At 63.4% G+C, this 12,038-nt stretch carries 10 protein-coding genes and 1 pseudogene; 1 reads left to right on the top strand and 10 read right to left on the bottom strand.

Features of this window, described 5'->3' with window-relative positions; all coding sequences use genetic code 11:
• Window positions 1-10 precede the first annotated feature (10 nt).
• The 6 genes from QFZ83_RS25545 to QFZ83_RS25570 all read right to left on the bottom strand — a co-directional run bounded on the left by QFZ83_RS25545 (window position 11) and on the right by QFZ83_RS25570 (window position 5,848).
• Complete coding sequence (locus tag QFZ83_RS25545; RefSeq protein ID WP_307511073.1) at window positions 11-1,141, bottom strand: NADH oxidase; 1,131 nt, start codon at window positions 1,139-1,141, stop codon at window positions 11-13.
• A gap of 165 nt (window positions 1,142-1,306) precedes the next feature.
• On the bottom strand, window positions 1,307-2,020 hold the full coding sequence (locus tag QFZ83_RS25550; protein ID WP_307511074.1) for a ThuA domain-containing protein: 714 nt from the start codon (window positions 2,018-2,020) through the stop codon (window positions 1,307-1,309).
• A 3-nt stretch (window positions 2,021-2,023) separates the two neighbouring features.
• Entirely contained in the window at window positions 2,024-2,377 is a 354-nt protein-coding gene (locus QFZ83_RS25555) for an NIPSNAP family protein (protein WP_307511076.1), read from the bottom strand.
• A 1-nt stretch (window position 2,378) separates the two neighbouring features.
• The gene (locus QFZ83_RS25560) at window positions 2,379-3,125 is read right to left on the bottom strand and encodes an SDR family oxidoreductase (protein ID WP_307511078.1); all 747 of its coding nucleotides are present in this window, start codon (window positions 3,123-3,125) and stop codon (window positions 2,379-2,381) included.
• A 10-nt stretch (window positions 3,126-3,135) separates the two neighbouring features.
• Window positions 3,136-4,065, bottom strand: coding sequence for a 3-keto-5-aminohexanoate cleavage protein (locus tag QFZ83_RS25565; RefSeq protein ID WP_307511080.1), 930 nt, complete (start codon window positions 4,063-4,065; stop codon window positions 3,136-3,138).
• 25 nt (window positions 4,066-4,090) lie between these two features.
• Window positions 4,091-5,848, bottom strand: a complete 1,758-nt coding sequence (locus QFZ83_RS25570) for a CocE/NonD family hydrolase (RefSeq protein WP_307511082.1) — start codon at window positions 5,846-5,848, stop codon at window positions 4,091-4,093.
• A gap of 137 nt (window positions 5,849-5,985) precedes the next feature.
• On the opposite strand from QFZ83_RS25570, the pseudogene QFZ83_RS25575 reads away from it, so the two are divergent.
• Window positions 5,986-6,778, top strand: a pseudogene (locus QFZ83_RS25575) (transposase); the annotation flags it as partial.
• Between the two features lie 198 nt (window positions 6,779-6,976).
• Here the strand turns inward: QFZ83_RS25575 and QFZ83_RS25580 are convergent.
• From QFZ83_RS25580 to QFZ83_RS25595, 4 genes are all read right to left on the bottom strand, one after another.
• A complete protein-coding gene (locus QFZ83_RS25580) occupies window positions 6,977-7,945 on the bottom strand; it encodes a tripartite tricarboxylate transporter substrate binding protein (protein WP_307511084.1) in 969 nt (322 codons plus the stop codon).
• Window positions 7,946-8,052: 107 nt separating this feature from the next.
• Entirely contained in the window at window positions 8,053-9,018 is a 966-nt protein-coding gene (locus QFZ83_RS25585) for a LysR family transcriptional regulator (RefSeq protein ID WP_307511085.1), read from the bottom strand.
• 555 nt (window positions 9,019-9,573) lie between these two features.
• Window positions 9,574-10,566 (bottom strand): tripartite tricarboxylate transporter substrate binding protein, encoded by a 993-nt coding sequence (locus QFZ83_RS25590; protein ID WP_307511086.1) that lies wholly within the window; start codon window positions 10,564-10,566, stop codon window positions 9,574-9,576.
• 28 nt (window positions 10,567-10,594) lie between these two features.
• A complete protein-coding gene (locus QFZ83_RS25595; protein ID WP_307511087.1) occupies window positions 10,595-12,037 on the bottom strand; it encodes an MmgE/PrpD family protein in 1,443 nt (480 codons plus the stop codon).
• Window position 12,038 lies beyond the last annotated feature (1 nt).

Below are 12,038 nucleotides of genomic sequence, written 5' to 3' on the forward strand. Positions count from 1 at the left end.
CGCGGGGGAGTCAAGCTCGATCGTGACCTCTGAGCGACCTTCGACGAAGGCGTGGTGCCCGGACGCGGGAAATGTTCAGCTCCCGACAGCGGATGCAGTGCGCTCTCAGGGTCAGCGAATTTGAGATCAGTGTTTCCGATGGTTCGATCAGCAGCTTTTCCACGGCTCGATCAAGAATTTCATTCCCGTTGCGGGACGTGCGCACACCTTGAGTACTTCGGGTGAGGTGACCTCTTCCGGCGAAACACATCGGCTTTATCGGCTCGCAAATGTGGTTGTGAGCCCTGAAGCAACCCGGGGCTTTGAGCCCGTCAAGGGTTTTCCGTTGTGCCACCTTGAGATACCGAAGAACAAGCCAGCCGCCAGCGGCCCATGCGGTGCCGATGTCGCGCGGTATCTCAATCGGGCGAGGATCAAGAGTGCCGTAGACATACAGCTGTTTGAGAACTTCGGAGCCGAAACGGGTGACCACCTGGCCGGGACGGCGTCTGATGGCTGCTTCCATGCAACTCAAAATCTGCCCCCCCGCTGCCCCACCAATGAGATCGAGAGCAATCGTCGCTCCCGTGGCCGCAATAGCGTCAATGAGCTGTTCTCTGAAATGGTCGGAACTTGAATTGCAAACGTAGCGTGCACCCTGCTCTCGCAAGAGTCCCACTTTCTGCTCCGATCGCACAACGTTGACGAGCGGGATATCGTCAGCAAGACAAACCCGAAGGAGGATCTGTCCGAGATTTGACGCAGCAGCAGTTTGGACAATCGCTGTGTGCCTTTCACTGCGAGCTGTTTCAATCATCCCTAACGCGGCCAGAGGGTTGACGAAGCAAGAAGCAGCCTGTGCAGCGCTAGTCCCCTCGGGGAGAACGAGGCATTTCGCCGCCGGTATACAGCGATAGCGCGCGTACATACCTCCAGCCATCGCGGCAACCGTTCGCCCCATCAAAGACTGCGCAGCATGTGAACTTCCTGCCGCCACAGTTGTACCCGCACCTTCAAGACCGACCCGCATCGGCGCATCCCCGCGCGATTGCATCGCCTTCAATGATTCCACAGGCACAGGCGAAAGAGAGAGCTCAACCTGTCCTTCGGGAGTAACAACAGAGCGGAGTTGGAGTGACGCGCCCGGAGTTTGATTTTTCATGGTGAATGCCGGGTTAAAACAGTTGCAAGGCTCGTCCGGTCGAAAAACCAAGCACGAGCACCCATGCGCCATGCAGCACGCCAGTGCGCCGACGGCTGCGCAAATCCAGTATCTGACTATCCCGGCATCTTCCTTGAGGTTGAAGGCGCGGGCGGCAGAGTGCGGTCAAAACGGCCGCCGCTGCGCGGCCCATTCCACGCCGCGCTTCACCAGCTCTTGGAACACCGGCAGGCCCCAGGGGCCACGATAGTCGGACTGATCGGACGCGTCCGGGAACGGCTTGTCATAGGGCCGATTCGCGTGGCCGAGCGCGAGATAGAGCACGCCGCCATCGCCGACCGCCCGGCGGTAGAGCATCGGGCGATCGGCGTCCTCGAACTGAACGTCGCCGAACGCTTCGCCGCCCCAGCGCGTGTGGAGCAGCACATCGAGGTCCTTGGTGACATCCTCGATGCAATAGAGCTCGTCGGGCACTTCGAAGTTGCCGATGCCTTGGAGCAGCGGCTCTTCCGGCCGCGTCACCTTGACCGGAAAGGTCATGTACTTCGGGTGCGAGATGAAGCGCGTGCCGAGGATGCGCGGCATCGCCTGATTGCCCGCGACCGAATTGCTCGCATGCAACGCGAACCAGCGCCCGCCGCGATCGAGGAAGCGCCGGATCGTGGTGCCGGCCTTGTCGCTCACCGGCACCTGCGAGGTGTAGCTGACGAGCAGGTCAGCGCCGAGGATGCCGGCCGAATCCTCATAGTCGTTGTAGCAATCGGTGCGGATGCCGTGCGCGCCGTAGAGCGCCTGGGCCAGCTGCAGCCGCGCCCAATCGAAGTCGTGGTTGCGGTGGGGGCTGCCGCACACCAGCGCGGCGACGAGCGGGCGCGGCATCGTTCAGCCTACGCGCCCGAGGTGCCGCGTCGCGTCCTTGATCGGCAACGCCTCGATGAAAGGGGCCGGCATCAGAAGTCTGCTTTCCTGCCGGATGAATAGAGGAGCGACCTCGGCGACATACGCTTGCCACGCGGGGAGGTCGGCGAGCGCGGCGCGCCGGCGCATCCGGTCCTCGAACGAACTGAATCCCCAAATGAAGATCACTTGGTTGAGGTCCCCGACTTCCGTCGTGTAGCACCCGGCCATGTGCCCGAGCACGTCACACTGAAGGGACTTGCCCTTCTCTGCGTAGATCGCGAGGTAGTCCTTCAGGCGTGACGGCGGCAACTGGTAGGTCCGCATCTCGAAGAGCATCTTATCTTCCACCCGAGATGTCGATGACAGCACCGTGTACGTACGACGAGCGTTCCGAGGCCAGCCAGAGCACAGCGTCGGCGACTTCGTCCGCAGTGCCCGGACGCCGCATCGGGATCGTCGGCGCAATGCTCTCGATGAGCTTTGCGCCTCCGAACTCATCGTGCATTTCGGTGGCGATGACACCGGGTCGAACGCTGTTCACCCGAACGCCGAGTGGCCCGAGTTCCTTGGCGAGCGCGATGGTCATGCCGTCCAACGCGGCTTTCGTGGACGCATAGTGCACAAGCCCGGGCATGCCGCCATGACGTGCCGCGGCCGACGAGACGTTCACGATCGAGCCACCTTCGCCCCCGCTGGTGCGGCTCATGCGCCTGATAGCCTCGCGGGAACAGTAAAACGCGGAAAACACATTCGTCTCGAAGATCCGCCGCAACCTGTCCTCGTCGATTTCGGTGATCGAGCACCCGCTACCAGAGATGCCGGCGTTGTTCACCAGCGCGGAAACAGGGCCCAATTTTTGGTCAACTTCGGTGAAGAGCTTTGCGGCTCCCGCGCTGGTCGACACATCAGCGCAGATGGCAACGGCCCTGCCTCCTTGACTAGCGATGTCTCGTACGAGCGCTTCCGCCCGATCACGGTCACTCCGGTAGTTAACTGCGACCCCGTAGCCCTCCTTCGCACCAAGGAGCGCAATCGCGGCACCAATACCCCGGCTAGAACCGGTCACAACAAGCACTTTCGACACGTTCGTTCCTTCAGAAGTTGACACTTGTGACACCCTTTAGCTGCAGGCGCTCGCGCGCCTCCTCGGCAGAAGCGATCTCCAGCCCCAATCCTTCGATCAGCTTTCGCACGGCCCGGACCTGGTCCGCATTCGACTCAGCCAGCTTGCCGGGACGGAGCCAAATGGAATCTTCCAGGCCGACGCGTACGTTTCCGCCCATCGTTGCCGCCTGCGTCGCCACTCGCAGCTGCGCGGCGCCTGCACCGATCACTGACCAGTGGTACTGGTCCCCGAACAGCCGGTCGGCCGTCCGCTTCATATGCACCACGTCCTCCGTGTGCGTCCCCGCTCCTCCCAGGATGCCGAGGACAGACTGGATAAAGAGAGGAGCCTTCACCATTCCGCGGTCCAGGAAATGCCGCAGGTTGTAGAGGTGCGCGGTGTCGTAGCACTCGAACTCGAAGCGGGTGCCCGTCTCGTACCCGACCCGCAACACGTGCTCGATGTCTTTGAAGGTGTTCCTGAACACGAGGTCGCGGGTGCCCTCCAGGAACGGCGCCTCCCAATCGAACTTGAAATTGCTGAAGCGCTCCAGCATGGGATACATGCCGAAGTTCATCGATCCCATGTTGAGCGAGGCGACTTCCGGCTTGAACTCGATCACAGGTTGAATGCGCTCGCTCACGGTCATGCCCGGCGCACCGCCCGTGGTGATGTTGATCACCGCATCGCATCGCTCCTTGATCTTCGGCAAGAACTTGCTGAATGCCTCCGGCGACTGGTCCGGGCGCCCGGTAACGGGGTCTCGCGCGTGCAAGTGGATGATGGCGGCGCCAGCCTCGGCTGCACCCACTGCCGCGTCCGCAATCTCTTGGGGGGTGATCGGCAGGTGGGGCGTCATCGAGGGCGTATGGACACTGCCGGTCACAGCGCAGCTGATGATCACTCGGTGTTGCTTCACGAAAATGGTCTCCTGGAGGGATGAATCACGCTCGTGGCGGGATCACGGGAAGAAGGACGGAAGACGGATGCGCCGGACCGGTATGAATCGTGACCCTCCCACCGAACACCGATTGCGGACGGTCCCGCTCGTCGTCGTGAACGAACGCCCCACAGCCTCGCATTTCGTGTGCGGGGTGCAACGCCATCACGGGTGGGCCGGCGTATTCGAAGTCCTTGCCACGGACGCTCAGCGCCAGTCGGTAGCCCGGCGGCACCACGATGCTCGTCGGCCAGATCTCCACGTCGACCGAATAGACCTCGCCTGGCACGAGCGGCATGATCTCGTCGTGCGCATGCCAGGGCCGCCAGGGCTTCGAGCGCCCTGCGTCCAGCTTCCGGTGCGACGCACGCAGCCACCCTTGCGCGATCGGCGTGTTCGGATCGTTGGCGCCCTGGAAGGTGACTTCCTTCATGTCAGGCGTGAACAGGCGAACGGTAAGAAAGAGATCCGCGTCGGTGGTCTCGGAGGAAATGTAGAGACGGGCTGCCAAGGGCCCCGTCACCTCGAGTTCGCTAGTCGAGGGCGGCAGCATGAACACCAAGCCCGCCCCGAGGGCCTCGTAGGTAACGGAAGCGTTGTCCACCGGGACGGAGCTGCTGAGGACGGCATGCCCTGGCTCCAGGTAATACGGGGTCCAGCGCGTGTCCGGAATGGGCCATGCCTGTTCCTTGCGTGCAACGAACCTGTCCACGTGCCGGATCTGGAGGTTCACCGGAGGTTCGGCGTCCCAGCCGTTGTCCGCGCCCTTCAGGAAGTGATCGAAGAACCTTTTTTGCAGGGCAACCGAACTGGCGATGTAGAACGAAGACCAGTGGTCGCCGCCATGCAACTCAAGCCACTTTTGCTTGGAACTCGCTTGCGTGAACCCTTCGATGTTGCCCCGCAGATGCAGGCCGAGCCCACCCCAATTGCCCGCCGAGAGAAGCGGCACGTCAACGGAGTCCCATCGTCCCGACCGAGCCTCAAAATACGGATCCGGGAGGGCCCGGCTCGTCAACTCGTGTTCAAGGTTTACCCGGTTGGAACGCAGAGTCTCGTCATCCAGAGTCTCGGGGCCTGCAACCAACTCACCCGTCACGCGACTGCGCGGACCGCGATCGCCGGCGCCGTGCTGGACCTTCACGACTTGGGGTCCGTACCAGGACTTCCACAACGCCGTGCAAGCGATGCCACCATGGCGCACAGCGTCCCGATAGATGTCGGCGGCGCCTTCCCAAACACAGATCGCCGACAGCGACGGAGGACGGCGCGATGCAGTAAACCACTGGTTCACGCCGTAGTAGGAGATTCCGTTCATGCCGACTTTGCCGCTGCTCCATGGCTGCACTGCAGCCCAGGCAATCGCCTCGCAGATGTCGCTGATCTCTCGCTCCGACCAGGGATCCAGCAGTCCGGGAGAGCGGCCAGCGCCGCGGCTGTCAACGCGGATGCACACATAACCATCGCACACCCATTTCTCAGGATCCACCGTTTCCCAGTTCTGGTAGCGACCGCTGGATCCCTCCGCCACATCGGGATGGCTGCGGATCATGCCTTCCCAAGCAGCCGGATAGCCCTCCTGGAAGGCCAATCCCTTACCGTAGGGGCCATAGCTGAGGAGTACGGGGTAACGCCCATCCTCCACCGGACGAAACACGTCGGCGCGCAGAACCGTTCCGTCATCCATCGTGATGGGGACGTCCCAGTCCACAACGACGGCGTCAGCGATCGAGGCAACTTCAGACTCGTTCATTGCTTTCATTGCGTTGTCCTTAGGCTTTTCATGTAGGCAAGAATAAGAATGGCAATCCCGTTCGGGAAATGCTGTCGAGGCATGGCTGGCATGCCCTAGGAACGGCCTGCAAAAAAGCTCATCCTTTGCATGCTCTAAGCCCATGATTGCCAACCGCGTGGGCTCCGCCGAATCAGCTCGGTCTGGGCCTGTATCTGCCGACGAAGAAGACGCGCGAGCTCGAGTTTCTCGACGAGATGGATCGGGTCGTGCCCTGCAGCGCGCTGGTGCAGATCGTCGAGCCGCACAGCCCTCGGGCCAAGACTGGCCCACCGCCTTTTTTGTGTCGAGACGATGCTGCGTATCCATTGCATTTAGCAATGGTTTAGCCTGAGCGACCCACCGATGGAAGAGGCGCTACACCATGTGCCGCTGTACGGGAGTTCGCTGGCCTGGGTGATGGAGTGAGCCCCCTGCTCGATTAGGCCGCCATACTGCAGTTCGCCATCTGCTGGAGGCCCATGACCTGGAGGTCGACATGCTGCGCGTGGTCAACGGACATGCAGCACGATGCTGTGGACCGACACGACGGTGGATGCCACGCTGATCTCAGCACCGAGTTCGACCAGGAACCTTGAAGGCGATCGTGACCCGGAGATGTATTAGGCCTGGAAGGCAACCAGGGGCACTTCGGCTGAAGGCCCACGTCGGCGAGGATGCTGCGTCGGGATTGGTGCTCACGGCGGTGGGCACGTCAGCGACATCAACGTCGCAGAAGCACTGCTGCAGGGCGCCAAGCACGCGGCCTTCGGCGACTCGGGCGACCACGAGATGCACAAGCGAGCAGAGGCCGCAGGGCCGATCTGGCATGTGGCAATGCGCCCGGGCAATCACAGGCTGCTCAACTCATTCATCGAGCCGGAGTTCGTAGCCGAGCGTGTCGAGAAGGCGGCCGCAGCGGCTGCGCCGCGCAGCAAATCGTTGCCGGCCTTGATCGATCGAACTATCTGATTGCGCCAGCACCGCTTTGTTTATTCAGCCGTGGGTGCAGAACGTGTTCTGCAGACCATCCCTAGACAGTGGCGGTTATGCGAGGAGCACGAAGTTCAAGATAAGCGGGCGACCGGAAAGTCGCCCGCTCCGATGGACTCGCGACTTTCAAGTCTGGATGTTCAACGACTTGATAAGCGGCCGCCACTGCGCCTCGTCCGCTGCGACTTGGCGCGCAAATTCCTGCGGCGTGCTCGGGGTCGGTTCAATACCCCTCGCAAGCAACTTCGAACGCACGTCCGCATCGCGCAGATAGCTGCTCGCGTACAGCGCCCATTGATCCAGCACCGGGCGAGGAGTCCCTTTCGGCGCAAACAACCCGAGCCACACCCCGAGTACCAATTTGAGGCCGGTCTCCGTCAATGTCGGGACATCGGGCAACTGGGATAAGCGCTTGTTCGCTGCCAATGCGAGCGGGCGGACCTTTCCGGCATCGATGAGGCCGCCGGATGATGCAACACTGTCAGCGAGGAAGTCGATTTCTCCGGCAACCAGCGCCTGCACGGCCTGCGGTGTTCCCTTGTACGCGACAGGCGTCGCTTTCGCGCCCAAGGTCTGCAGGTAGAGTTCGCCAATCAGGTGCGACATCGAGCCAGGACCGATCGTTCCGTAATTCAATTTGCCCGGATTTGCCTTAAGCGCTTCGGCAAGCTCCTGCGCGGTGTGGTACTTGGAATTGGCCGGCACAATCAGCAGTCCGTCCATCCGCCCAATTCCTGTGAGTGGCTCAAAGTCGGTTGTGCCGCTGTAGGGGGACTTCATGGTGACGGCGGGTCCCGTCACGATCGATGTCGTAGAGCCGTAAAGCAGCGTGTAACCGTCCGGTGCGGCTCGCTGGGCGAGTTGCGTTCCGATAATGCCGCTTGCGCCGGGGCGATAGTCCATGACGAGCGGCTGACCCGACGCCTTATGCATTGCGATGCCGATTTCTCGTACTTCCGCATCGCCCGGCGATCCGGCTGGGAACGGAAAGATGAGCGTTACCGGGCGGCGTGGATAGTCGTTGCTACCCTGCGCGTGCAGTTGAGTTCCCAGCATCGACGCGATCGATCCCGCGATCATGTTTCGCCTGTTCATACGGCTGTCTCCTGTAGTATTTTTTGACTCGAGGAGAGACTAGCGGCCGGTCAATCGCGGCGGAAATGCTTTCTCGGCATGGGGCCCATGCCGATCCGGGTGTCACGTTAAAGGTGGCGAACGGCGCCGTCCTCTGACGGCATGAAACCCTTCAGCCTGGCAAGTGGCCAGCGACCGGTGGATATCTGCTCGTGTGCTACTTGACGAAGCATGAGCTGCATGCGCTGGCCTGCAACCGACAACCCCTGTTCGCGACCTTTGATCAAGAGCCAGGAGATCACCACGCCGTCGATGGGAGCCATGGAGATGGCACCCCGCTCAAGCAGGTCGCTCCCGGAACACAGGGGGAGGGTTGTGAAGCCCAACCCTGATTCCACCGCCTTCAGCACCAGTTGCCGAGTGTTGACCTCCATCGCCACGTTGAGGCGAAAATTGCGCTCGGCCATCGCACTCTCCACGATCATGCGCCCCACATTCGGGCGGCTCATCGCGACCATCGGCCGATCGACGAGATCTTCCACGTTCAATGGCTTGTTCATGGCAAGTCCCGATCCGGGCGGGCCGATCAGACACATTGGCTCTTCGATGAATGGGAAGGCTTCGAGACTGGCGAGCGGTTCTCCGGAGGCGACCACCGCTAAGTCCGCCCTACCCTGTGCAACCATCGACCAGGCGTCAAGGACGCCGCTCGAACCTTCGAATACTTTCAGCAAGACGTTAGGGAAGCTGGTCCTGAATCGATGTATTACAGGAAATGCGAGCAGCTCCGACATGGACGGAGGTAACGCGATCGTCAGCTCACCGCTCGCATCGCCAGACCGGTCTCGAACCTCTGAGCGCACTCGATCGAAATGCCGCAGCAGTTCAACGGCGCTCTCGCGAAGGGATTCCCCGGCCTCAGTGAGCGTGATGCCGCGTTCGGAACGGTGTAACAGTGTCGCGTCGAGATCTTCTTCGAGCGAGCGCATCTGGCGCGACAGCGCCGGCTGGGCGATGTGCAGGACCTCCGCCGCGCGCGTCACGCTGCCGAGTTCGGCGATTTGGAGAAAGTAGCGCAGCTGCCTAACGTTCATGACTTGCCAAAAGCCGTGCCTCGGTAGCGCCGAAGTGGCGACATTGCGCTCCGATGGCGCGAGGCAGGGTCAGCAGCAGTTTACTCTGCAACGGCTATAGCGTGCGGGGTAGGCCCCACGGTCCATCAACAGGTTCTGGCCAGTGACGTAGCCGGCGTAATCGCTGGCCAGGAATGCGCGCGCAATGCCGAATTCTTTCACCCCGCATCACGCGCAGCGGCGACCCGGATGCCCGACGCGTGACCGTTGTTCATATTGGCCGTCATTCGTACGAATGACGGCGATGGTGGCCCCCGCTAGGGGCGTCCATGGGGCCGGCGCCTGCTCGCCTCGGCTTCCCATGGCGGTTAAGTCCAGAGCTTTGCAGCCCGAGACATTACTCGGCCATCGCAACGATGGTTTTTTGACGGTAGCGCAAGAGCTCTGGGACACCGAGGGCACGCCAGTGCCTTTGAGCTAGTGCCTTCTCCCCTGCCTGGCCCGCTCGCTGTCCAGCGACTTGCTAATGCGCCTCGCTGGCCCCAGCGCTACTGCGATGCCGATGTCTTGCGAGGTTCATTCCAGGGTCATGTGCGAAGCGGTGACGATCTGTGCCATGCGCGCGCGTTCTTCCTGCAGGAATCTTTCGAAGGCCGCGCGCGGCAGCAGCATCGGTTGCGCGCCGCCGCGTTCGGTCTGTGCGACGAGATCGGCATCTTCCTTGTAGGCGGCGATGGTCACCTCGGCAATCCGGTCGAGGATCGCGGTGGGCGTTGCCTTCGGGGCAAAGATCCCACCCCAATGCTGCATCAGGATCGTCGGAAAACCCTGCTCCACCGTGGTGGGCACCTGCTTCAAAGGTCCCGTGCGCTCGCGCGCCGCGAGGGCCAGCGCACGCAGCTTGCCCGACTGCACGAACGCCGCCACGCCGATCGGCGCTTCGGAGGCCAGGTCGACTTCGCCGCCCACGATGGCGTTGACCGTCTGCGAGCCGCTCTTGTAGTGCACCAGCGTCACGGGTACCCCGAGCGCCGACTCGACCATCTCGGCGACGAAATGCCCGGTGCTGCCGCTGCCGGCGGTGCCGAAGTTGAGACGCCCCTTCGCGCGCGCCCAGGCCTGCAGTTCCTTGAGGTTCTGCACCGGCACGCCGGCGTTGGTGACCAGCACCGACGGCGCGGTGCTGGTGCCCACGACCGGCACGAGGTCGCTCTCCGCATAGGGCATCTTCGGCCGCAGCAGCGCATTGGCGATGGCGCCGTTGCCGGCCGAGAGCCAAGTGTAGCCGTCGGGCGCGCTCTTGGCCACGTTCTCCGAGCCGATGATGCCGCCCGCGCCGGGGCGGTTGTCCACGATGATGGTCTGGTTCAGCCGCTTGCCCTGGGCCTGCGCCATCGCGCGCACGTTGGTGTCGCCCGGGCCGCCGGCGGAGAAGGGCAGCACCAGGCGGATCGGCTTGCCTCCAGGCCAGGGCTCCTGCGCGCGGGCGGGCATGGCCGCAGCGCCCGCAAGGGCCAGCAGGCCGAGAGAGAAGCTGCGGCGATCGTGGCAAGGCGATGTGTTCTTCATGATGACTTGTTTCCTTTCAGGGACGGCTTCAGTCGAAGGCCGCCGCAACCGGCGGCGCCAGCAGCGCGAGCAGCTCGCGCACATCGGGAACGTCTTCGATGGAGCGCGTCATGTCCTCGATGGCCCGCTGTCGCGCGCTGTCGATCAGTCCGTCGGTCAGCATGCGGTACTTGGCCGCAACCTCGTCATCGGACTGCGGCGATTCGATGGCGCGCGAGGCATTGCGCTCGATCTGGATGCGCTGGCCGTCAGTGAAGGTCACGGCCAGCCGCACGCGGCCGCGCTTGAGCGGGCCGCCCGCATCGAACTCGGGCTGGTGCCGCACCTCGATGCGCGGCAGAAGCGCCCACACGTCGTCGGCATCGATGCGTGCCGGCGAGAACTGCCTGACCATCGCCGCGCCGTCGAGTACCGCGACCGCCAGTGCGTAGCCGATGTTCATCTGCGCGCCGATGGGCGTGAGCGGCCGCTCGGGCACCCACCAGCCGTGGTGGTAGACCGCATGGCTCACCTCGACCTCGATGCGCGCGATTTCCTCGGCCTTGAGCTTGCGCTGCGCGCCCGCATCGAACAGCGCATCGAGCGGCGAGTGGATGCCGCCCATCGCCGCATAGGGCTTGATGACGATGCGCTCCACCTCCCAGCGCTCGCCCAGTGCCTCGGTGATCTTCGAGGCGTCGGGATCGTGGCCTTCGCCGAACGTGGAAAGAAAGCCGCCGTACTCGCGCTCGAACACACGCTTGATGCCGGTGTAGCCGCCTTCCGCCAGCACCGCCGCATAGAGCCCGTTGCGCGCCGAGAAGCCGTGGTGCATGCGCTTGCACATCGCCTCGTACTGCGCGGCCATGAGGCCGGCCGACTGCGTGCCCGCGAGTCCCAGCGCGTCCTCGAAGCGCGCCGCATCCAGGCCCAGCAGCTTGCCCACCGATGCGGCCGCCGCGTGCGTGCCGAACACCGACCCCGAATGCCAGCCGCGCGACAGCATCTGCGCGCCATGCAGCGCCATGCCCACACGCGGGCCGACTTCGTAGCCGGCCAGCGCGGCTTCGAGGAACCGACGGCCGCTGACCCTCAGTTCGCCCTCCGAGGCGGCCCACAGCGCGGGCAGCACGATCGATGCGCTGTGCAGCGGGCCGAGCGGGTGGTAGTCGTCCAGCTCGAAGCCCTGGATGAAGGTGCCGTTGAGCAACGCCGCGCCTGGCGCGCTGGTGCGTGCGCCCCAGCCGACGATGGTGCGATCGCCGCGGCCTTCGAACTTCTGCACGATGTGGGCGGCGGTGCGCGACCACGGCAGTTGCGCGCCGACGATGGCGCAGGCGATGCCATCGAGGGTGAGCGCCTTGGCGCGCTCGCGGGCGGAAGCGGGCGCGTCGTCGAGGCGAAAGCCGGCGAGCCAGTGCGCGAGGCGCCCGGTGGGACCCGCGGGGTCGGTGGCGTGGGTTGTGTCAGGAGTGGGAGCGGCTGCTTGCATC

Source organism: Variovorax sp. W1I1 (assembly GCF_030815625.1).
Lineage (GTDB): Bacteria > Pseudomonadota > Gammaproteobacteria > Burkholderiales > Burkholderiaceae_C > Variovorax > Variovorax paradoxus_C.

Bases quoted from the DNA above. Each gene is read 5' to 3' on its own strand.
- QFZ83_RS25545 (WP_307511073.1), bottom strand. From the start codon at position 1,141: ATGAAAAATCAAACTCCGGGCGCGTCACTCCAACTCCGCTCTGTTGTT.
- QFZ83_RS25550 (WP_307511074.1), bottom strand. From the start codon at position 2,020: ATGCCGCGCCCGCTCGTCGCCGCGCTGGTGTGCGGCAGCCCCCACCGC.
- QFZ83_RS25555 (WP_307511076.1), bottom strand. From the start codon at position 2,377: ATGCTCTTCGAGATGCGGACCTACCAGTTGCCGCCGTCACGCCTGAAG.
- QFZ83_RS25570 (WP_307511082.1), bottom strand. From the start codon at position 5,848: ATGAAAGCAATGAACGAGTCTGAAGTTGCCTCGATCGCTGACGCCGTC.
- QFZ83_RS25580 (WP_307511084.1), bottom strand. From the start codon at position 7,945: ATGAACAGGCGAAACATGATCGCGGGATCGATCGCGTCGATGCTGGGA.
- QFZ83_RS25585 (WP_307511085.1), bottom strand. From the start codon at position 9,018: ATGAACGTTAGGCAGCTGCGCTACTTTCTCCAAATCGCCGAACTCGGC.
- QFZ83_RS25590 (WP_307511086.1), bottom strand. From the start codon at position 10,566: ATGAAGAACACATCGCCTTGCCACGATCGCCGCAGCTTCTCTCTCGGC.
- QFZ83_RS25595 (WP_307511087.1), bottom strand. From the start codon at position 12,037: ATGCAAGCAGCCGCTCCCACTCCTGACACAACCCACGCCACCGACCCC.